We start from the raw sequence: 22,321 nt of genomic DNA, 5'->3' as shown, positions 1-22,321 counted from the left end.
ATACTCCTTAGAGCATGTGGCCAATTTGTTTGATCTTTTCAGCTAATAAATCTCGCAGAAATTCTGGCATGTAATACTTTTTTTCTTTCGCATCTCGAATGACAGGAAACAGTAATCCAAAAGTAAACATATCTATAGTTGCAAGTGAATATGTTTTGTCAGGGTCAAGATCCTCACCATTGATTTTAATTTCAGTGATTCGGACTAAGCCATCTGCCCTTTTTATTGTCTTAAACTGTAATCCGTCATACACCATTTTGCCCATGACCTTTCCACGAAAACCTAGGCCTTTAATTTTAAGTTGCTCCATTTTCTCAGTGTTTGCTTGTAAAATGATTTCCTTTAGTTCATTCCCTTTTACCCAAACCTTACATGGGTTGATTGGGTGAGGGCAGATTCGATGAAGGTCCTCTCTTGTTACCTCTCCTTTTGGAAGCGAATCAAGCAATAGTCCCGAGTTTACCATTGATACATCCCCATCACACCATTCTCGAATTACTTGAGCTAATAGCCTTGAAAACGAAGTTTCCGAGAACCAGTCACTAATGAGAGGTTCATCAATTCTTGCAATTACATCTCCTTGTAACGCTTGCTTGCTTTCTTGAAGAAAACAGGATAGGATTTCATTCGTTTCCTGGCTTTCTGGAAGTAATTTGGTTGGAATTACGCTTGCATCACTTTCGATCAGTTTTTTATGCACTGTATCAATTTTTAAAGTAACATGTCCGATATAATTTCCGTACTTTTGAGCACAGCATAGCAAGGTATTGTTGATTCTTTTCCCTGTTTCTAAGAGGTGGTGTGTATGTGCGCCTAGCAGGATATCAACTTCCGGGAATTCTCTGGCAATTTGTTCATCTTCATTAATTCCCAAATGTGACATTAACAAAATCATGTCAGTTTTATTTTCTAATTCATTTAGGGTTTCACGCAACACAACGAAAGGATCTTTAATGTTCCAACCGAGCAATTTATATAAACCAATGTAATGAACAGTTAAACCGATAATTCCTATTCTAAAACCACTTGGCATCACGTGAATTTCATAGGGCTGAGCCCAGTCTGGCAAATTTCCATTTCGATCAAAAAGGTTCGCAAGCAACACCTTAAATTCAGCATTTTCATACAGGGTATCTAAGTGATCATAGGACATTGTAATTCCTTCATTGTTTCCAATTGTCACATAATCATATTTCAAATGATTTAAAAGTTTTACATTTATTTTTCCGTACGAAGCTTCTGAAATTGGATGAAATCGGTCAATGTGGTCCCCAATATCAAGCAAAAGCATCTCTTCATCGTTATGGCGGTGAAGTTGTCGCTTTTCAGTAATATACTGTGTAATTTTTGGCCATCGGTCAAAATGGCTATGAAGATCATTTGTATGATAAATATGTAATGTTTCAATCAATTCCTTCACCACCTTCTTATCTTAGCATTGTTAATTAAGAATCACTAAATAAGTCTAATTGCCTTGGAGCTAATCCATGGTATTCAATTCCGAGCATATCGATAAATTGCTTTGCATTTTCTGCAGCATCTCCACCTGAATTATTATTAAATAACACATAGATGGATTCACTTGCTTGATTCAATTGTTGAATATGATGAACCCATTCTTCTAATTCTTCTCTATTGTACTTATATAAATAACGCACCTCACGCCAGTTACCTGCCTTTGGCTTCGTCCAACCGTGTACATTGCGTCCGTGAAATCTTACAAGTGTTTTTTGTTGATTTGTTGGATGAAGGACTGTCGGAATAGAGCCAGAGCCTGTCTGTGGTTCATCACAAATACTATGTATCCAACCTTCCTGTTTCATGAAGTGCAACGTTTGTTCTTTTAATTGTGGTGAAAACCAGGATTGATGGCGAAATTCAAGGGCTACAGGTATATCTCCCATTTGTTTTTTACACCATCTTAAATAATCAACATTTTCACGTTTACAATCATACCACGGTGGAAATTGAAATAAAACCATGGAAAGCTTATTTGCTTTTTGATACGGTTCAAGTGATAAACGAAAAGCATCAAACATGTCTTTTTTCGATTTAAACGGAATTTCACCACGCTGATGACCAGTCATTCCCTGATACGCTTTTACAATGAATTGAAAAGACTCTGGTGTGTCTCTCACCCATTTTTCCACATTACGTTTTGGTTGGATAGCATAGAAAGATGCATCCACTTCCACAATTGGAAAATGACCAGCATATTCCTTTAGTTTATCACCTGATGATGTTCCTGTCGCATATAGGGAATCATGATCTCCCCAACCAGTTACACCAATATAAATCATAGGAGTCACCTCCATTCGACTAGCTGTTAGCTGTCTTTTACCTTAAAATCATATAACCCGTTTATGTATAAAAATAACTCGCTTGAGAGGCTCTCAAACGAGTTATTGCATGTGTTCTTATTAACCAATAGAACCTTCCATTTCGAACTTGATCAAGCGGTTCATTTCAACAGCGTATTCCATTGGAAGTTCTTTTGTAAATGGCTCGATGAAGCCCATTACGATCATTTCAGTTGCTTCTTGTTCAGAAATACCACGGCTCATTAAATAGAATAATTGTTCTTCAGATACTTTAGATACTTTAGCTTCATGCTCTAGTGAAATGTTGTCATTCAAGATTTCATTATATGGAATTGTATCAGAAGTTGATTGATTATCCATGATTAACGTATCACACTCGATATTTGAACGCGCGCCATCTGCTTTACGACCAAAGTGTACAATACCACGATATGTTACTTTACCACCATGTTTAGAGATGGATTTCGATACAATCGATGATGTTGTATTTGGAGCAAGGTGCATCATTTTCGCACCAGCATCTTGGTGCTGACCTTTACCAGCAATCGCGATAGAAAGTGTCATACCACGAGCTCCTTCACCGCGAAGGATGACTGCTGGATATTTCATGGTTAATTTTGAACCAATATTACCATCTACCCATTCCATCGTAGCATTGGCATCACATACCGCACGCTTAGTTACAAGGTTAAACACGTTATTTGCCCAGTTTTGAATCGTTGTATAACGGCAATAAGCATCTTTCTTAATGATGATTTCAACAACAGCACTGTGAAGTGAGTTTGTTGTATAAACAGGAGCAGTACACCCTTCAACATAGTGTACACTTGCACCTTCATCAACGATGATTAATGTACGCTCGAATTGCCCCATGTTTTCAGAGTTGATACGGAAGTATGCTTGCAGTGGTGTATCAACTTTTACACCTGGTGGTACATAGATAAATGATCCACCAGACCAAACAGCAGAGTTCAATGCAGCGAACTTGTTATCTGTTGGAGGAATAACTTTTGCCCAGTGCTCACGGAAAATGTCTTCATTTTCTTTAAGAGCTGAATCTGTATCTTTAAATACGATTCCTAGATCTTCAAGGTCTTCCTTCATATTGTGGTATACAACCTCTGACTCATACTGTGCTGAAACCCCAGCAAGATATTTTTGTTCCGCTTCTGGGATTCCTAATTTATCAAATGTAGCTTTGATTTCTTCAGGAACTTCATCCCAAGATCTTTCAGATTTCTCGGATGGTTTTACATAATACGTAATCTCATCAAAGTTTAAGCTATTTAAGTCTCCACCCCACTGTGGCATAGGCATATTGTAGAAGTGCTCTAAGGATTTAAGGCGGAAATCTAACATCCATTGAGGCTCTTCCTTCATGCGGGAAATTTCTTCAACAATTTCCTTTGTTAAACCACGTTCTGAACGGAAGATGGAAACGTCTTTATCTGCAAAGCCATATTTATAATCGCCAATTTCAGGCATTTTCTTTGCCATTCTACTTCACTCCATTCTTGTGAGAGATACTTCTAACCACGATTAGAGTTCTTCACTCACGATTCATTTTGTTCGTTCTTAAATCCCTTTTCCATTGCTTTCCATGCTAATGTTGCACATTTAATTCGTGCAGGGAATTTTGAAACGCCCTGAAGTGCTTCAATGTCTCCTAAATCAATGCTATCATCATAATCTCTTCCTAGCATCATTTCTGAGAAGATTTGTGACATTTTTAGTGCATCTTCAATTTTTTTGCCCTTTATCGCTTGGGTCATCATCGATGCAGATGACATAGAGATAGAACATCCCTCACCATCGTATTTTGCATCTTGAACAATTCCATCATCAACCTTTAAAGTGAGATGGATGCGGTCACCACAGGTTGGGTTATTCATGTCAATCGTTAAAGCACCATCTTGAATAACTCCACGATTGCGAGGCTTTTTATAGTGATCCATAATCACTTGGCGGTACAAGGTATCAAGATTTATCCTAGAATCCATTGCTGAAATACTCCTTTGTTTTTATGAGTCCTTCAACTAGTTTATCAATTTCTTCTTCAGTATTATAGAGGTAAAAACTTGCACGAGCAGTAGCAGACACTTTTAGCCATTTCATTAATGGTTGAGCACAATGATGACCTGCTCTGACCGCAATACCATCTGCATCTAAGACTGTAGCAACATCATGTGGGTGTACATCTTCAATATTGAATGTGACCAATCCAGCACGATGTTTTGGACCATAAATCGTAAGTCCTTCAATCTCTGATAAACGTTCCATCGCATAATTAGCTAAATTGTGTTCATATTCTAAAATATTATCTAGGCCAATATCCTCTAAAAAGTCAATTGCAGCACCTAGTCCGACTGCGCCAGCGATGATTGGTGTTCCAGCTTCAAATTTCCAAGGAAGCTCTTTCCACGTAGATTCGTAAAGATCTACGAAATCAATCATTTCGCCACCAGTTTCAACTGGTTCCATTTTTTCAAGCAATTCTTTTTTACCATACAATACACCAATACCCGTTGGTCCGCACATTTTATGGCCAGAAAAAGCAAGGAAGTCACAGTTCAGGTCTTTTACATCTATTTTCATATGTGGAGCAGCTTGTGCGCCATCAACGACCATGATTGCTCCATTTCGATGTGCAATTTCAGTAATTTCTTTGATTGGGTTTATTGTTCCAAGTACATTAGAAACCATCATAACAGACACAATTTTGGTTTGCTCAGTTACTGTTGCTTCAACATCCTTAAGATCAATTGAACCATCCTCTTGCAGAGGAATATATTTCAACTTCGCACCAGTGCGTTTGGCAATTTGCTGCCAAGGAATAATGTTAGCATGGTGTTCCATATAAGTAATAACAATTTCATCGCCTTCTACGAGATTATCACGCCCGTAGCTTTCCGCAATTGTATTAATCGCAGTTGTCGTTCCCCGGGTAAAAATAATCTCTTGAATAGAAGAAGCGTTGATAAATTTACGAACCTTTTCACGAGCATTCTCATAAGCATCGGTTGCTTTTGTACCAAGAGTATGAACCCCGCGATGGACATTGGAGTTATATTCTCGGTAGTATCGATCAAGCGTTTCGATAACAGTCACGGGCTTTTGAGAAGTGGCAGCACTGTCTAAATAGACAAGTGGTCTGCCATTAACTTCCTGATTTAAGATTGGGAACATAGAGCGAATATCTTGGATATTCATTATCTTACTTTCCTTTCAATTACCTCTACGAGTTGCTTTTTAACACCTTCAATTGGAAGTTCTTTTACAACTGGTGCAAGGAATCCATGGATAACTAAGCGCTCTGCTTCTTCTTGCGGTATACCACGGCTCATTAAATAATATAATTGTAGTGGGTCAACCCTACCAACTGATGCAGCGTGACCTGCTGTTACATCATCTTCATCAATTAGTAAAATTGGGTTTGCATCCCCACGCGCTTTCTCACTTAGCATTAATACTCTTGATTCTTGTTCTGCATTTGATTTAGAAGCTCCATGTTCAATCTTTCCAATACCATTAAAGATCGAACTTGCGCTGTCCTTCATGACACCATGTTTTAAAATATATCCTTCTGAATTTTTACCATGGTGCGTAATGTTAGTCGTAAAGTTTTGTTTTTGTTCTCCTCTACCTACAACAACTGTTTTAGAATCAGCATGTGAGCCATCCCCAACTAAATGAGTGATGTTTTCTGAAATCGTATCACCATCATTCATAAGTCCAAGAGCCCATTCAATTTTACTGTCACGACCGACTACACCGCGACGAGCAACATAAGTAGTGTTTCCTGTTGCTAACGCATCAACAGCTCCATATGTTACTTTTGCATTGGCACCAACAATTACTTCTGAAACAATATTTACAATTGTATCTACAGAATCTGTTGTAGAAAGATAGTTTTCAACATAAGTAACAGAACTATTATCTTCAGCCACTACAATAACATGATTGAAAGTAGCTGCTTCACCGTTGTCTTGAATAAATACTGCATGTAATGGAACAGTTACTTCAACATTCTTAGGAACATATACAAAAGCCCCACCATTTACTAACGCAGCATGTAGTGCTGTCAAACGGTGTTCGTCCACTTTAACAGCTTCTGTCATAAAATACTTTTGAAGAAGGTCACTATGTTCACGAGCAGCTGTATGAATATCTGTAAAAATAACGCCGTTTGCTTTTACCTCTTCTGTAAGAGAAATAAATGCTGGAGTGTTATTACGTTGAATATATATATTCTTTTCTTCTTCAATATCAATAAGTGATTTAATTTCTTCTGGTAATTCGTCAATTGAGTTATAAGGTGCACTTTCCACAACATGATTTGTAAATTGTGTAAAGTTCCATTTATCAATTTTTGTTTTGTCTGGTCTTGGCATTGGAAGATCTTCAGCTTTTTCAAGAGCTTGTAAGCGAAGTTCCGCAAGCCAGCTTGGTTCACCAAGAGTAGACGAATAACCTCTGACATAATCTTTATCAAATGGTAATTTCGTTTCGATTGTCATCATTATCCTCCTAACGCTTACGCTTCTTGACCTACAGTTTCATCTTCAATTCCTAGTTCTTGCTTAATCCAGTCATATCCTTCTGCTTCTAGGCGTTGTGCAAGCTCTGGTCCTCCAGATTTAACGATACGACCTTGCATCATGACATGTACTTTATCTGGTGTAATATAGTTAAGTAAGCGTTGGTAGTGAGTAATGATTAAGCAACCAAACTCTTCTCCGCGCATATCATTAATTCCTTTAGAAACAACTTTTAATGCATCAATGTCAAGCCCTGAGTCAATCTCATCAAGAATTGCAATCTTTGGCTCAAGCATTGTTAATTGTAGGATTTCATTACGTTTCTTTTCCCCACCTGAGAAGCCTTCGTTCAGGTAACGTTGAGCCATATCAGGATCCATTTCTAGCTTTTCCATGTTTTTATCCATAGTGCGGATAAATTTCATTAGAGAGATTTCGTCGCCTTCTTCACGACGTGCATTAATTGCAGAACGAAGGAAGTCAGCATTTGTAACTCCAGCAATTTCACTTGGATATTGCATTGCTAAGAAAAGACCAGCACGTGCACGCTCATCAACTTCCATTTCTAAAACATCTTCACCGTCAAGTGTAACGCTACCTTTTGTAACCTCATACTTAGGGTGACCCATAATTGCAGATGATAAAGTTGATTTACCTGTACCATTTGGTCCCATAATTGCGTGAATTTCTCCACCGTTTATCTCAAGGTTAACTCCCTTTAAAATCTCCTTGCCTTCAATCTCGACATGAAGATCCTTAATAACTAAAGTTGATCCTGCCATTACAACTACCTCCATTAGACAAAAAATATTTGTATAGAATTGACAAATTAAGTCAAAACTTCATTCTCATTTTATACTCATTACAATCTTATATCAAATTCAATCTGATATCAACCTTTACACTTTGGCATCAGGAATACATTTTCTATTATGTAAGGTTATTAAATTAGGTTGGTCTGAAAAGACTAAATATGAGAGCTAAATGAGAAAATTTTCGCTTAAATCTTGTCCAACACTAAGATAACATAATTTAAAAAGATATGTAAGGATGAAGGGGCTACGTTACTCAATACTGGATATATTTTTCACTAATTCTATAAATTCATTCAATATAATAAAAAACCCAGCATGTTGACACTGGGTTAGAACTAGATTTATAACTCTACCTTTGTATAATTCGATGAATTTGAGCTACTATCGTTAGACTCTTTTTATAATCCCGTTCACGACATTCCTCAATTCGCATGCGCTCGTCTAATTTTTGACAATAATCCTTATATCCAATCCCATGAGCCTGATGCATTGCCTTTTCCATTTCGCCCGTATAATTCAAACGGATTTGATTGATATCGAACCAATCCCTTCTTTTTTGTTGGATACAAATATAATGGTAACATCACCTTGAAACTTCCTCAAATACGGTATTCACGTATATTCTTCGATTCCTCTAATGAAAAAGGCATAGTGAAAATGAATGATCCATTATAAGTAACAAACCAATAAATACCTTTCATATCCTTGGATTTACTCCAAATTTGCTTTATAAAACAAATATAAGGTTGACCATCCACTGGTCAACCTCTCCTCTTATTCTTTAGCTGGAATAACAGATCCACTATATTTTTCTTCAATAAATTTAGTAATCTCTTCTGATCCTAAAACCTCTAGTAATGTTTGAATCGCATCACTATTTTCCTCACCTTGAGGAACCGCAATAATGTTCACATAAGGGTTATCCTCTGGAGATTCAACGATTAGAGCATCTGTAGTTGGATTTAAGTCAGCATCTAGTGCATAGTTACCGTTAATTGCAACTAGGTCTCCTTCTTCTCCCTCATACACTTTTGTTAGGAGCGCTGCATCAAGTTCCATTTCAAATTTAAGTTCTTTTGGATTTTCAACGATATCATCAGGAGTTGCACTTACTTTTTCAATTCCTTCTTTTAATGTAATAAGCCCTTCTCTTTCTAACATTGCAAGTACGCGGCCATGGTCAGCAACTGAATTACTCATAATTAATGTTGCGCCATCTGGAATCTCATCTATAGATTTGTATTTTTTTGTAAAAATACCAATTGGTTCAATATGAACGCCACCAGCGTTTACAATTTCGTAGCCTTTTTCTTCAACTTCTTTATTTAAGTAAGGAATATGTTGGAAATAGTTTGCATCTAAGTCGCCTTCACTTAAAGCTCTATTCGGAATTGCATAATCAGTAAATTCCTTAATATCTAACGTAATTCCTTTTTCCTCTAATAGAGGTTTTGCTTCTTCTAAAATCTCTACATGCGGTACTGGTGTAGCTCCGATTGTAATGGTTACATTTTCGGATTCTCCTTCAGCTCCACCGTTGTTGTTTTCTTTTGTTCCTTCTTCATCTGCTGTTCCACATGCAGCAAGTGCTAGTACAAATGCTACTACTAGAATTGACTGTAAAAACTTCTTCATCGAGTTTTCCCTCCATTTTTATCGTTTATCTATTATAGAAGTGAGAATATCACCTATAAGCTGAATGATAAATACAATGACTAATATTAATATAGTTGCTACAAAAGTTACATCTAAGTTTGAGCGGTGGTATCCTTCCAAATAGGCCAATGTGCCCAGACCACCTGCACCCACTGTTCCTGCCATTGCTGTATAACCAACTAGCGCAATAGCGGTAACGGTGATACCCGAAATAATCGCTGGCAAAGATTCAGGTATTAAAACTTTCCAGATGATTGTCGTTGTCGTTGCACCCATTGATCTTGCTGCCTCAATCACACCTTTATCAATCTCACGAAGAGCAATTTCAACCATTCTTGCATAGAAAGGTGCCGAACCTATAATTAATGCTGGTAGTGCTCCTTTTACACCTAACATCGTTCCCATAATAAGACTGGTAAACGGAATTAGTAAAATGATTAAAATAATGAAAGGAATGGAACGAAAAATATTAACGAATGATGCAATAACAGAGTTCAACACTTTATTTTCCCAAAGATTTCCCTTAGAAGTTAAGAACAGTAATAATCCTAAAATAAGTCCGAATATAAAGGTTAAAACAACGGATATCCCCGTCATACTCAATGTTTCAAGCGTCGATTCCCACACATTTTCCCACTTTACGTTTGGTAAGTATTTTTCCATCATTGGCTCAGCACCTCCACTTCAACCTGTTGCTTACGGATGTACTGGATAGCCTGTTCAATTTCATTAGTATCCCCATTAAAATGTACAAACAAAGTTCCATAAGATCCACTTTGGGTTTGTGAAATTTTTCCTTGAATGATTGTAACACTCACTTCATAACTTCTTATTACATCCGTAATTAGTGGAGTTTCAGCTGCCTTTCCAACAAAGGTTAATTGCACGACCTTTCCACTTGAATACTGCTCCAAGAGGTGTTCGATCGTCTCCTTCGTTTCTTCAGGTTCTGTAACTTGTTGTACAAAACGCTTTGTAATATTAGCTTTAGGCTTTTTGAACACTTCAAGTACTTTTCCTTGCTCAACTATCTCTCCGTTTTCCATGACTGCGACACGGTGACAAATTTTTCGAATCACATGCATTTCATGGGTAATTAACACAATCGTTAACCCTAATCGTTGATTTATATCAACCAGTAAGTCTAATATAGAATCCGTTGTTTCTGGATCTAACGCAGATGTTGCTTCATCACAAAGGAGTACTTTTGGATTGTTGGCAAGTGCTCTTGCAATCCCTACTCTTTGCTTTTGTCCCCCACTTAGCTGAGATGGATAAGCATTTTCTCTGCCTTCTAATCCTACAAGCTTAATTAGCTCTGCTACTCGTTTTTCTCGCTTTGGTTTTGGCACCTTTGCGATTTCAAGTGGAAAGGAAATATTTTCGCGAACTGTACGGGACCACAGTAAGTTAAAGTGCTGAAAGATCATGCTTATTTCTTTTCGAGCTTCTCGTAATGCTTTACCTTTTACGGTCGTAATGTTATGACCTGCAACCATAACTGTACCATCTGTTGGGGCTTCAAGCCCATTTAATAAACGTATAAGGGAGCTTTTACCTGCACCACTGTAACCAATGATTCCAAATATTTCTCCTTCATTAATTTCCAGGTCAATATTGTTAACGGCTGTAACCGAATTTGTTTTAGATTGATAAATCTTTTTCACATTTTTAAGTGTTATCATATCGTCACACCTTCTATTCATCGAAATGCGCTGACCCCATCTATCGGCGACAAGGATAAGACGAGCACTGACAGAAGGTGTTTCTTACCTTCCGTAGCGATTGACTTAGACCAGAGACCCGATGGCGCCTGTAGCTATACATCTCATAAGACTTTGTTTAGTTTATGCGAGTAAGCAAATAATTAAAAAAGAAAATAAAAATGCCTTCCTGCTAAAGAGAGCAGAAAGGCACCATAAAATGAATTCCTTCCTCTCATCTTCCAAAGCTATTGCTTTGTGTGAATTGGCACCTTTTCAACAAATGTTGACGGTTGCTGGGTTTCATCGGGCACATCCCTCCACCACTCTAAATAAGAGTATCTAATCTATTTACTTTTAAACGTTCATTCTAAACAATATGAAGGTTATATTATCATCAGTAGCAATTGCTGTCAATGGAAATGGTGTGACAAAATTTATCCATTTACTTTAATGCGTTTTCTGCAGTGTAAGCTGAACTTGTACCGTTCGCTATTTTAATAGCTTGTTCTAAGTCTTCTAATATATCATCGATATTTTCAATACCGATAGATAAGCGAACTAAGTCTTCTGTTGTACCAGATGCCTTTAAGTCTTCTGAACTTAATTGTTGATGGGTGGTGCTAGCTGGGTGAATGATTAGGCTCTTTGCATCACCGACATTTGCAACATGTGACCAAAGTTCAACACTGTTGATTAGTTTTTCACCAGCTTCTCTTCCACCTTTGATACCAAAGATAACAACGGATCCTGCACCTTTTGGTAGATATTTATCAGCTAATTGTTTATTAGGATGATCCTCTTCACCAGGGTATTGAACCCATTCAACACCTGGATGGTTTTTAAGATAGGAAACTACCTTTTTTGTGTTTGCAATATGTTCTTTCATACGAACATGTAATGTTTCAAGACCTAGGTTAAATTGGAATGCATTGAATGGACTTAAAGCAGCCCCAGTATCACGAAGTAGTTGAACTCTTGCTTTAATAATAAAAGCGACTGGTCCAAGCGCTTCAGCATAGACTAAATCATGATAGCTTGGATCTGGTGTTGTGAAACCTGGGAATTTCGGTGAATTCCAATCAAATTTACCACCATCTACAATAATTCCTCCCATTGTTGTTCCATTACCTAATAGCCATTTTGTAGCTGAATGAATAACAATATCTGCCCCATGCTCAATCGGTCTGCACAGATATGGAGTAGAAAAGGTATTGTCAACAATTAATGGAATCCCTGCCTCATGAGCAATATTAGCAACGGCTTCAATATCAAGGACATCTAAACTTGGATTTCCAATCGTCTCTGCAAAGATCGCTTTTGTATTTGGAGTTATAGCTTGACGGAAATCCTCTGAGTTAGTGGGTTTTACAAAATGCGTTTTAATTCCATACTTAGGAAGCGTATTTGCGAATAGGTTATACGTTCCACCATATAGTGTAGAAGCTGATACAATCTCATCTCCAGCACCTGCAATATTTAGAATAGCTGTCGTGATTGCTGCCATTCCACTTGAAACAGCCAACGCACCGACCCCACCCTCTAATTGTGCAACTCTTTCTTCAAATACAGTTGTTGTTGGATTATGAATACGTGTATAGATATATCCATTCTCTTTTAAACCGAATAGATTTGCTGCATGCTCAGTTGTATTAAATTTGAATGCATTAGATTGATAGATTGGTACAGCTCTAGCACCTGTTATTGGATCTGCTTCTAGTCCTCCATGTATCGCAATTGTTTCTGGTCTATAATTCTTTTGTTTTTCGCTCATTAGAATCTCTCCCTATTTTTTAATAAATAAAGGCTGTTTGCGCAGACATTGTTGTTATATTTACCAGGTAGTTTTTACACGATATCACCCAAACGACACTACAATCTTTTAGAAAAGAGTAGAAATAAAAAACCTCTTCAATAAGAAGAGGGTGTATGTATGATTTCTCTTCTTATCTTTCAGACTTATAGTCTGTTGGATTTAGCACCGTGTAAGTTACCGGTTGCCGGGCTTCATAGGGCCATTCCCTCCGCCACTCTTGATAAGATTAATATTTAATTTTAATTTCTTATGAATTAATACGATGGTAACCCTTTTTCTTGTATAAGTCAATATTAATTATTAGAAAAAAAGCTAAATTCACAATTTCCTGTTATTTGTCATGTAAACACAAAATTAGACAGTATTATTAAAAATACAACAAACTATATTCCTAATTGCCCAGGAAATACGTCATATTCTGATGGATTACCACATAAAATCGCAATTAAATAACGCCAATTAAGGCGTTGTTTTATTCTTTAGAGATGACCTCTAATAAGTATGGGATCGATCGAAATGCATAGTACTTCTCCAATGCCAGCCCTTCTTTAATACGCATTAAGCAAGGTACACTTTCAATTTGCCATTCCACTGCTTTTTGAGGTAAATAATTGAGATCACTTTTCCCGATTATTACATGAGGGAGTAATTCATCCACTACTGTTATCATTTTAGATGCAACTTGGCAAGTTCCGCACATTGGTGTATATAAATAAAGCCAAAATTCTTCTGTATTGGCAAGTCGATCGTTAATTTCTCTTTCATTCCATTCTTTCATCTTATACTTCAACCTTTATATTTGTTTTGCATCATATTGTAACACGATTTTTAAAGTAATGTATCATCCATGCTTATATCTCTATAATAAATATTCTGCATGTACGTCTATATTTGCTGATAGAAGAACTGTTGCAATATGCTGTTCAGGGGCTGTTGCTACTTCACGATATGATTTATCGATAAATAAATGTCGTGCTTCAGGAAATTCGCGTTTAAATTGCTTTCGTAGTTTTTCTCCAGCACGATCAGCGTCTACTAATATATAGACATCCTTATTAAACAAATGCTCGATTAGTTCATCTAATCTTGATATACTAATCGTTCCATTCGTACAAATGATTTCAACCGGCTCATTCACAACTGTTTCTACTTTCTTTTTATCGGTTCTCCCCTCAACAATAATTACTTTCTCAATATCGTCAAAAGCCACCATTTCATCACCTTATTTCGAGTGTACATTTTATCTGTTATTTCTTTCTATTCGATGTGTACAACTGCTTTTCCTTCATTTTATAGAAAAGATTAAAGATTGGTGAATCACATGGAAACATTGTGGAAAAAAAGACAGTGGGTTTCCACTGTCTTTAGCACCAACCATTTTCATCATCACAATCGACATACTTCATATCTGGGTTGGTCGTTACATCTGCATAGGTAAAAATTTTATTTGATTCCTGCTCAAATCCTTGCTTTAGCTCATATTGTGCACCTTGACTCGTAAATCTAATCTTACCAATAGGTTCCTTTTCTACAAATAATGTCATTTCATCATTTCCAAGTTTTCCAATGACTCGATCAGTCACTTCAATTCGTGTTCGTTTCAATACCATTTTTAAACACCCTTCCATTGTTGGTATTTAATTTTAGAGTGTCCATTCAGCGAAACTTCATTCTGTCAGTTACCACACAGAAAAATACAATTAAAAAGAGCTGGTAATGAAATACCAGCTCTTTTTGGAAAATCAATCTTCATTTATCATTTCTTCGTACTGTTCAGCTGTCATGAGGTTCTCAACATCACCAGCATTTGCAGGCTCTACAACAATCATCCATGCTTTTTCATATGGAGATTCATTGACGAATTCTGGGCTATCATCAAGATCTTCGTTAACCTCAACAACTTTACCACTAAGTGGAGCATAAAGCTCAGATACTGTTTTAACGGACTCAACGCTTCCAAATGGCTCATTTGCTTGAATTTCGTCACCAACCTCTGGAAGTTCAACGAATACGATATCTCCTAACTCAGATTGTGCAAAATCTGTAATTCCAATGCGTATTCTATCTCCTTCAACTTTTACCCATTCATGTTCTTCAGAATAACGTAAATCTTTAGGTGTGCTCATTTTGTACCCTCCATTAAATCGTTATTTTATGAATTAGTTCTTGCTATTTTGTTGAGAATCACTCAAACAAAATTATGTAAAAGTCCTTTGTAAGGTCTTACATCCAAAACTATTAAGCCCAGGTTTGTTTAAATTGATCTTCTTTAAACCCAACCGTAACCTTACTTCCATCGGTAGTGAGTGGGCGTTTAATAAGCATTCCATCAGAGGCTAATAGATCTAGTAATTCATCCTCTGTTGATGTACCAATTTTATCCTTTAAGCCCAGTTCTCGATACTTTTGACCACTTGTATTAAAAAATTTCTTTAATTCTAATCCACTATTTTGATACATTTCTTTTAATTGCCCTTTTGAGGGTGGGTTGTCTACAATATGAATCTCCTCGAAATCAATCTGGTGTTCCTCAAGCCATTTTTTCGCTTTTCGACAAGTTCCACACTTTGGATACCAATAGAATGTTAATGCCAAAATTCTCACCACCTTACCTAAAAAAATGCGCAAGCGCCCTGAAATCAAATACTTTTAGAAAATACCACTCCTGTGGCGAACATGGAGGTCAGCACATCCTTGAAAATGCTTTACATTTACTTCGTGTGATGCAAATGCTCTCGAAGCCCTCCTTGTCCTATGGAAGTCCATAAGCATAAGAATAACTAGATAGAATGCTGCTTTTTAAATAAGGCTGTTTTCACAAACTTTGTTGTTATTGACACAATTGATTTCCGCTGCAGGTGGACGCTTTCCGCTGCAGGTGGACGCTTTCCGCTGAAATCGAAAGATTAGTTTTAACCAATAGCAACAATCTTTTAGATAAGAGCCTTAAATAATCTTAACAATTTAGCTAGACTAGAGAGCGCCTAGGCGCTAAGCAAATCTAGCTTACCTACCAAGATTATTTTAACATATTGGATTTTGAATTTAAAATAATATTGGTACTACCACTAATTGATTTCGACTTCTAATCAGTTAATCCTGCTTAAAAAATAAAATCTTTTAAAGTAAAAGAAAAAGCCCCAAAGGAGCTTCTTCTAGTCTAATATTAAACAGTATACTTTTCAGCCTCAATAAGGTTACCAGCAATCTCACGTTTCTTCGCAATAACATTAATAGGAGTAAAGCGAGTAAGTTTTCGTAAGGCTGATGTCATCATTCGTAATACATCGCCTTCTTCTGTTGCCACAAGGGTTTCCTTCGCATGGGCTTCTATTTCATTAAATGCCTCTTGAACAAATACTTGGGTATAGAGTATCTTTTGCTGGTTTTTTTCTTCCCCAGATTTATTAATTGCTTTTTCTGTACGTAGAACCACGGATTCCATCGCATAAATATTTGCTGCAATATCTGCGATATTCGCTAGAATCTCTTGTTCTTTCTCTAGCTTAGGTCCAAATTTTTGTGCAGCAAGTCCTGCTATCATAAGACCGATCTTCTTTGCATTACGCACTAAGTATTTCTCTTGTTCCAGAAGACCTTCGCCTACCTCTTCAGGCATGAGCATCATAAGCTCCTCCTGAAGCTGTGTTGCTTTTTCAAGTAAAGGTAATTCTCCCTTTAATGCCTTGCGAAGGAATGTTCCAGGTACTAATAAACGGTTAATTTCGTTTGTACCTTCAAAAATTCGGTTAATACGGGAATCGCGATAGGCTCTTTCAATTTCATATTCCTGCATAAATCCATATCCACCATGTATTTGGACACCTTCGTCTACCACATAATCTAAAACTTCTGTGTTGAAAAATTTATTGATCGAGCACTCGATAGCATATTCAGCGATTGATTTTGCTACTTCTTTTCCATTATTTACTTCTTCATCTGATAATTGCCCCATGCGATCCTCGAAATAGCCAACTGTACGGTAAACACTGGATTCAGCCGCATAAATTTTTGATGCCATGTTCGCTAATTTTTCCTGAATTAATCCAAATTTAGAAATTGGCGTTTTGAATTGCTGACGCTGGTTCGCGTATTTCACAGCCAGCTCAAAGGCACTCTTTGCACCTCCAACTGCACCAACTCCAAGCTTATACCGTCCAATATTTAAAATGTTAAATGCAATAATATGACCTCTTCCGACTTCACCTAAAAGGTTTTCAACTGGTACCTGTGCATCTTCTAAAATTAAGGTACGTGTTGAGGAACTCTTAATCCCCATTTTCTTTTCTTCTGCCCCTGTTGATACTCCAGGAAACCCTCGCTCTACTATGAAGGCAGTGAATTTTTCACCATCAATTTTTGCATATACGATAAACACATCTGCAAAGCCCGCGTTTGTAATCCATTGCTTTTCACCATTTAATACATAGTGAGTACCTTCAGCATTTAATTTTGCAGTTGTTTTTGCACCAAGTGCATCGGATCCAGAACCAGGCTCAGTTAATGCATAGGCAGCAAGTAGCTCGCCAGTAGCTAATTTGGGAAGATATTTTTGTTTTTGTTCTTCATTTCCGAAAAGAACGATCGGAAGTGAACCAATGCCGACATGGGCACCGTGAGAAATGGAGAACCCTCCTGCTCTTGCCATTTTTTCCGCTATTAATGCGGAGCTTACTTTATCAAGACCTAGTCCTCCATATTCTTCAGGCACGTCTACTCCTAATAACCCAAGTTCACCTGCGCTTTTTAAAAGCTTTACAGACCGATCAAATTCATGGTTTTCAAGATGCTCTACTTGAGGAAGTACTTCATTTTCAATGTAGTCCTCTGTAGTTTTTGCAATCATTTTATGTTCATCAGTATAATCTTCTGGAGTAAAGACACGCTCAGCTTCTAAGTCCTCAATTAAAAAGCCCCCACCTAAAACGACTTTATCAGTTGCATTTGACATTTTGTTTCCCCCTATTATACGTGAATTGGATAGGCTAACCAGTTAAATTAGCCAATTATTTAAGCTAATAATTCAAATACTCCAGCGGCTCCCATTCCACCGCCGATACACATTGTCACAACACCAAATTGCACGTTGCGACGCTTCATTTCATGCATTAATGTCAATGTTAATTTAGTACCCGTACATCCTAGTGGATGGCCTAGTGCAATTGCACCACCGTTTACATTTACTTTTTCTTCATCAAGTCCAAGTTCACGAATGACTTGAAGTGATTGAGAAGCAAAGGCTTCGTTTAATTCAAATAATCCAATATCCTCAAGCTCGAGACCCGCAAGTTTTATTGCTTTCGGAATAGCTGCTACAGGTCCAATACCCATTACTTCAGGTGGGACACCAGCCACTGCAAATGATCTAAATTTAATGATAGGAGTTAACCCTAGACTTGCAGCTTTTTCTCGGTCCATTACCATAACAGCTGCCGCACCGTCGCTAGTTTGGGAAGCATTTCCTGCTGTTACTGAACCAGTAACCGAGAATGCTGGTCTTAATTTTGCTAGGACATCAAGATTTGTATCTTCCCTCACACCTTCATCCTGCGAAAATTTAACATGCTTTTCAATTAGTTTATGATTTTCATCAACGTGACGAAGTGTGACATTAACTGGAACAATCTCATCGACAAATTTACCCGCTTTAATGGCTGAGGCTGCCTTTTGATGACTTCTAACTGCAAAAGCATCTTGGTCTTCACGACTAATTCCGTACTTAATCGCAACTTGCTCTGCTGTGTGGCCCATTCCCATGTAATATTCTGGCGCTGTTTCCGCAAGTTTTGCGTTTGGTCGGACAACATGACCCATCATTGGTACTAGACTCATAGATTCAGCTCCACCAGCTATCGCTGTATCTGAGTGACCTAGCATAATTTTTTCTGCTGCATAGGCGATTGATTGAAGTCCAGATGAGCAATAACGATTGATAGTGATTGCTGGAACCGTGTGGGGAAGACCTGCTAATGCTCCAATATTTCGCGCCATATTTAAGCCTTGTTCTGCCTCAGGCATAGCACATCCAATAATTAAATCATCAATATTTCCATCGTAATTTCCTGCACGCTTTAGTGTTTCCTTCACGACTAGTGCACCTAAATCATCTGGTCGTACATTTGCTAGTGTGCCTTTTTTTGCTTTCCCAACCGGAGTTCTCGCACCGGCAACGATGACTGCTTCTCTCAATATATTCCCTCCTAACTTATTATGAAGGTAAAGTACGGATGAAAATCTCTGTGGAATCTCTTCGTCACTCTGTCCCACTGCCCTTACGTAATCCCAACATACGCTCTTGTCTTCGGTACCATCGTTCCTCGACCTTTCGACGCACAGGATGTGCTAGTGTCGACTTTGGCACAGGACGTGGCGTCTTAGTCGACGCGATCGTTTCATCCTCCCTATTACCATTTATTCAAGTTCCTTTAGTTACGTAATGGTTTTCCTTTAACCAGCATGTGTTGCATTCTCTGCTGTGTCTTTGGCTCACCGACAAGGCTTAAGAATGCCTCACGCTCTATATCTAATAAGTATTGCTCGTCGACCTCTGTACCGTATGGAACATTACCACCTGCTAGCACCCATGCAAGTTTCTTTGCAATCTTCATATCATGATCTGAAATGTAACCAGAATATTTCATTGCTTGTGCACCTAGAAGTAAGGTTGCGTATCCAGATTCACCTACAACAGGTACTTTTTTACGAACTGGAGCTTTATACCCTTGATCGGACAATGCCAAAACTGATTGTTTCGCATCATAGATAAGGTGGTCATTATTGAAGCTTACGCCGTCTTCTTTTGTTAGAAAATTATTTGTACGAGCTTCTTCTGCAGAGGTAGACACTTTCGCCATTGCAATTGTCTCGAAAACTTTATTTGCGACATTTTGAAGATTTACCTCTACTCCAGCTGGCATGCCTTGGAGATGGTTGAGATACAGTTCTTTATTCCCACCCCCACCTGGGATTACACCTACACCAACTTCAACTAGTCCCATGTATGTTTCGCTCGACGCTTGTATTTTTGATGCAGGTAAACAAATTTCAGCTCCTCCACCAAGTGTCATTCCAAATGGTGCGGCCACCACTGGTTTTTCACTATATTTGATATTCATCATTGCTTGTTGGAATTTACGAACAATTAATTCAATGTCATAATAATTATCATCTTGTGCTTCCATTAAAATCATCGCAAGGTTTGCACCGACACAAAAGTTTTTGCCTTGATTACCAATGACAAGGCCCTTATAGTTTTTCTCCACTTCTTCAAGTGCGTAATTAATCATTTGAATAATATCAAAGCCGATTGCATTGTTTGGTGATGTAAATTCCAATAAAGCAACATCATCACCTATATCAATTAAACTAGCTCCACTGTTTTTCTTAATGACCCCTTTTGTCTCTTTTAACGTCTTAAGATGGATGTTTTTTGGATTAGCTTTTACCGCTTTGTACTCACCCATATCGTAAAAAGAAGTAGAGCCATTGTCTTTTCTATAGAAAGAAGTGTGTCCGTTGGCTAACATGTCTTTAATCCATGCTGGTACAAAAGAACCCTCTGCTTCCATTTTCTTCACAGAACGTTCAATCCCAATCGCATCCCACATTTCAAAAGGACCTAGTTGCCATCCAAAGCCCCATTTCATTGCCTCATCAATTGCAACGATATCATCTGCAATTTCACCTAAAAGCTGTGCAGAATATAGTAGCGTTGGACTTGTAATATTCCATAACAGCTTTCCAGCACGATCTTCTGTGTATAGAAGGGTTTTTAGCTTGTTAGCTGTCCCCTTTACTTGTTTGATGGATGCGGTAACGGGTGTTTGTAATTTTTTACGTTCTTCGTATTGGAGAGTATCTGGATTTAATTCAAGGATTTCTTTTCCTTTCTTTAAGAAGAAGCCTTGGCCAGTTTTACTTCCTAGCCATCCTTTTTCTTGCATGGACTTCATAAAGTCAGGTATCTTAAATACTTCTTTTTCTTCTCCATCAACTTGCTCATAAACATTATTTGCAACGTGAATAAATGTATCGAGCCCTACAACATCTAAGGTTCGGAATGTGGCACTTTTTGGTCGACCAATCATTGGACCCGTAACCGAGTCTACCTCACCAATGCTATATCCACCCTTTAACATTTCACGCACAGTAACAAGCAATCCATATGTTCCAATTCTGTTTGCGATGAAGTTTGGTGTATCTTTCGCTTCAACAACACCTTTTCCAAGGACGTCTTCTCCAAATTTTTTCATGAATGTAAGGACTTCTGGGCTTGTGTTTTTTGTTGGAATCACTTCCAGCAACTTGAGATATCGAGGCGGGTTAAAGAAATGTGTTCCCAGAAAGTGTTTCTGAAAATCTTCTGAACGTCCTTCAGCCATAGCTTCTACCGAAATACCAGATGTATTTGAGCTTACAATGCTGCCTGGCTTTCTCACCTTATCAACCTGGCTAAAAACCTTTTTCTTAATCTCAAGATTTTCAACCACCACTTCAATAATCCAGTCAACTTCTGCAAGTTTTGCCATGTCATCTTCGAAGTTTCCTGTTGTAATTAGTGCAATGTTATCTTTTGAAGTGAGCGGAGCAGGTTTTTGTTTTAATAATTTTTCGACAGCAGCGTTACTTAGTCGATTTCGAACTTGCTTATCCCCTAATGTAAACCCTTTCTTTTTTTCGACTTCTAAAAGTTCCCGTGGAACCATATCTAATAATAAAGTAGGTATTCCGATGTTTGCTAGGTGTGCAGCAATACCTGACCCCATAACCCCCGAACCAAGGACTGCAGCTCTTTTAATGCTTTGGATCATTCACATTTTCCCCCTTTTACACATTTTGAATGAACACTCATTCATTTTTTCCTCAAAAAAAATATCCATATTCGTTTTCAACTTATTATCCTTGAACACCAAAAAGAATGAATACCTTTATATCTAAATATAAAACAATATTTAAATTTTCGCAATATATATTCAAAAAACTATTTTTCTTTTTTACTTCGAATTGAAAGACGTGAATCTGGTGACTCTATGAAATGGAGGTGACAGTCAAATGGCAAAAGTTGATAAGAACCCATCAAAACGTGCAGTAAGTGCAGCAAGTGTAAAAGGAAATGCTGGTCCTGATACAAGAGCAAGAAGCGGAAAAACAGGATCCACAAACCAACAGTACGGAGCACATAATACAGGCGACGAGGAATAACGGTATCGAGTAAATCTGTATTTTCATGTTAGATTCTTGGAGTGATATTAACCTCCAGGAGTGCTTCATAAGCTTAATGAAACTCTCTTCCTAATGATAGCAATGGTCGATGATTTCGCTCCCTTTTCTAGGAGCGAATATTTCGATGATTTTTCTCACGACAAATCCCCTTCATTATATCGATGAAGGGGATTTCGTCAACTATTCTCGAGGAGTTTCCTCTTCATGAAGCAAATGAAAAGGATTTCTTGGATTTTTCTCACGACAAATC

General features: G+C 37.7%; 21 protein-coding genes and 2 riboswitches. Of the genes, 1 reads left to right on the top strand and 20 read right to left on the bottom strand.

The window, feature by feature from the left end; translation table 11 throughout:
• Nucleotides 1-7: 7 nt before the first annotated feature.
• The 20 genes from ACWPVE_RS13285 to ACWPVE_RS13190 form a co-directional block, all read right to left on the bottom strand.
• A complete protein-coding gene (locus ACWPVE_RS13285; RefSeq protein ID WP_453994078.1) occupies nucleotides 8-1,411 on the bottom strand; it encodes a bifunctional metallophosphatase/5'-nucleotidase in 1,404 nt (467 codons plus the stop codon).
• Between the two features lie 34 nt (nucleotides 1,412-1,445).
• Nucleotides 1,446-2,300: a DUF72 domain-containing protein gene (locus ACWPVE_RS13280; RefSeq protein ID WP_453994076.1), complete on the bottom strand. Its 855-nt coding sequence runs from the start codon at nucleotides 2,298-2,300 to the stop codon at nucleotides 1,446-1,448.
• 120 nt (nucleotides 2,301-2,420) lie between these two features.
• Nucleotides 2,421-3,818, bottom strand: coding sequence for a Fe-S cluster assembly protein SufB (gene sufB, locus ACWPVE_RS13275; protein WP_453994074.1), 1,398 nt, complete (start codon nucleotides 3,816-3,818; stop codon nucleotides 2,421-2,423).
• A gap of 56 nt (nucleotides 3,819-3,874) precedes the next feature.
• Entirely contained in the window at nucleotides 3,875-4,321 is a 447-nt protein-coding gene (sufU, locus tag ACWPVE_RS13270; protein WP_453994072.1) for a Fe-S cluster assembly sulfur transfer protein SufU, read from the bottom strand.
• Nucleotides 4,311-5,531: a cysteine desulfurase gene (locus tag ACWPVE_RS13265; protein ID WP_453994070.1), complete on the bottom strand. Its 1,221-nt coding sequence runs from the start codon at nucleotides 5,529-5,531 to the stop codon at nucleotides 4,311-4,313. The genes sufU and ACWPVE_RS13265 overlap by 11 nt, the downstream gene beginning before the upstream one ends.
• Nucleotides 5,531-6,838, bottom strand: a complete 1,308-nt coding sequence (gene sufD, locus ACWPVE_RS13260) for a Fe-S cluster assembly protein SufD (protein ID WP_453994068.1) — start codon at nucleotides 6,836-6,838, stop codon at nucleotides 5,531-5,533. Before sufD ends, ACWPVE_RS13265 begins: the two co-directional genes overlap by 1 nt.
• A 17-nt stretch (nucleotides 6,839-6,855) precedes the next feature.
• Nucleotides 6,856-7,641: a Fe-S cluster assembly ATPase SufC gene (gene sufC / locus ACWPVE_RS13255; protein ID WP_453994066.1), complete on the bottom strand. Its 786-nt coding sequence runs from the start codon at nucleotides 7,639-7,641 to the stop codon at nucleotides 6,856-6,858.
• A 494-nt stretch (nucleotides 7,642-8,135) separates the two neighbouring features.
• Nucleotides 8,136-8,261: a hypothetical protein gene (locus ACWPVE_RS13250; protein ID WP_453994064.1), complete on the bottom strand. Its 126-nt coding sequence runs from the start codon at nucleotides 8,259-8,261 to the stop codon at nucleotides 8,136-8,138.
• A 187-nt stretch (nucleotides 8,262-8,448) separates the two neighbouring features.
• Complete coding sequence (locus ACWPVE_RS13245; protein WP_453994062.1) at nucleotides 8,449-9,309, bottom strand: MetQ/NlpA family ABC transporter substrate-binding protein; 861 nt, start codon at nucleotides 9,307-9,309, stop codon at nucleotides 8,449-8,451.
• A gap of 18 nt (nucleotides 9,310-9,327) precedes the next feature.
• Nucleotides 9,328-9,996: a methionine ABC transporter permease gene (locus tag ACWPVE_RS13240; protein WP_453994060.1), complete on the bottom strand. Its 669-nt coding sequence runs from the start codon at nucleotides 9,994-9,996 to the stop codon at nucleotides 9,328-9,330.
• Nucleotides 9,993-11,015 carry a methionine ABC transporter ATP-binding protein gene (locus ACWPVE_RS13235; protein WP_453994057.1) on the bottom strand — a complete coding sequence of 341 codons (1,023 nt, stop codon included), beginning with the start codon at nucleotides 11,013-11,015 and terminating at the stop codon, nucleotides 9,993-9,995. The genes ACWPVE_RS13240 and ACWPVE_RS13235 overlap by 4 nt, the downstream gene beginning before the upstream one ends.
• Before the next feature lie 250 nt (nucleotides 11,016-11,265).
• Nucleotides 11,266-11,372: riboswitch (SAM riboswitch) on the bottom strand.
• 106 nt (nucleotides 11,373-11,478) lie between these two features.
• The gene (locus ACWPVE_RS13230) at nucleotides 11,479-12,807 is read right to left on the bottom strand and encodes an O-acetylhomoserine aminocarboxypropyltransferase/cysteine synthase family protein (RefSeq protein ID WP_453994055.1); all 1,329 of its coding nucleotides are present in this window, start codon (nucleotides 12,805-12,807) and stop codon (nucleotides 11,479-11,481) included.
• A gap of 169 nt (nucleotides 12,808-12,976) precedes the next feature.
• A riboswitch (SAM riboswitch) is annotated at nucleotides 12,977-13,076 on the bottom strand.
• A gap of 245 nt (nucleotides 13,077-13,321) precedes the next feature.
• Nucleotides 13,322-13,627 (bottom strand): thioredoxin family protein, encoded by a 306-nt coding sequence (locus ACWPVE_RS13225; RefSeq protein WP_453994053.1) that lies wholly within the window; start codon nucleotides 13,625-13,627, stop codon nucleotides 13,322-13,324.
• 81 nt (nucleotides 13,628-13,708) lie between these two features.
• Nucleotides 13,709-14,062: a toprim domain-containing protein gene (locus ACWPVE_RS13220; RefSeq protein ID WP_453994051.1), complete on the bottom strand. Its 354-nt coding sequence runs from the start codon at nucleotides 14,060-14,062 to the stop codon at nucleotides 13,709-13,711.
• Nucleotides 14,063-14,213: 151 nt separating this feature from the next.
• Nucleotides 14,214-14,459 carry a YusG family protein gene (locus ACWPVE_RS13215; RefSeq protein WP_453994049.1) on the bottom strand — a complete coding sequence of 82 codons (246 nt, stop codon included), beginning with the start codon at nucleotides 14,457-14,459 and terminating at the stop codon, nucleotides 14,214-14,216.
• Nucleotides 14,460-14,591: 132 nt separating this feature from the next.
• Nucleotides 14,592-14,975 carry a glycine cleavage system protein GcvH gene (gene gcvH, locus ACWPVE_RS13210; RefSeq protein WP_453994048.1) on the bottom strand — a complete coding sequence of 128 codons (384 nt, stop codon included), beginning with the start codon at nucleotides 14,973-14,975 and terminating at the stop codon, nucleotides 14,592-14,594.
• Nucleotides 14,976-15,087: 112 nt separating this feature from the next.
• On the bottom strand, nucleotides 15,088-15,444 hold the full coding sequence (locus tag ACWPVE_RS13205; protein ID WP_453994046.1) for an arsenate reductase family protein: 357 nt from the start codon (nucleotides 15,442-15,444) through the stop codon (nucleotides 15,088-15,090).
• A gap of 571 nt (nucleotides 15,445-16,015) precedes the next feature.
• Nucleotides 16,016-17,800 carry an acyl-CoA dehydrogenase family protein gene (locus ACWPVE_RS13200; protein ID WP_453994044.1) on the bottom strand — a complete coding sequence of 595 codons (1,785 nt, stop codon included), beginning with the start codon at nucleotides 17,798-17,800 and terminating at the stop codon, nucleotides 16,016-16,018.
• 59 nt (nucleotides 17,801-17,859) lie between these two features.
• Nucleotides 17,860-19,038 carry an acetyl-CoA C-acetyltransferase gene (locus ACWPVE_RS13195; RefSeq protein WP_453994042.1) on the bottom strand — a complete coding sequence of 393 codons (1,179 nt, stop codon included), beginning with the start codon at nucleotides 19,036-19,038 and terminating at the stop codon, nucleotides 17,860-17,862.
• Nucleotides 19,039-19,274: 236 nt separating this feature from the next.
• Nucleotides 19,275-21,659: a 3-hydroxyacyl-CoA dehydrogenase NAD-binding domain-containing protein gene (locus ACWPVE_RS13190; protein ID WP_453994040.1), complete on the bottom strand. Its 2,385-nt coding sequence runs from the start codon at nucleotides 21,657-21,659 to the stop codon at nucleotides 19,275-19,277.
• A 241-nt stretch (nucleotides 21,660-21,900) separates the two neighbouring features.
• On the opposite strand from ACWPVE_RS13190, the gene ACWPVE_RS13185 reads away from it, so the two are divergent.
• Nucleotides 21,901-22,050 carry a YuzL family protein gene (locus tag ACWPVE_RS13185; protein WP_453994038.1) on the top strand — a complete coding sequence of 50 codons (150 nt, stop codon included), beginning with the start codon at nucleotides 21,901-21,903 and terminating at the stop codon, nucleotides 22,048-22,050.
• Nucleotides 22,051-22,321 lie beyond the last annotated feature (271 nt).

This window comes from Bacillus nitroreducens (assembly GCF_964021195.1).
The sequence above is the reverse complement of the archived record's forward strand: the minus strand, read 5'-3'. Positions and strand labels throughout refer to the sequence as shown.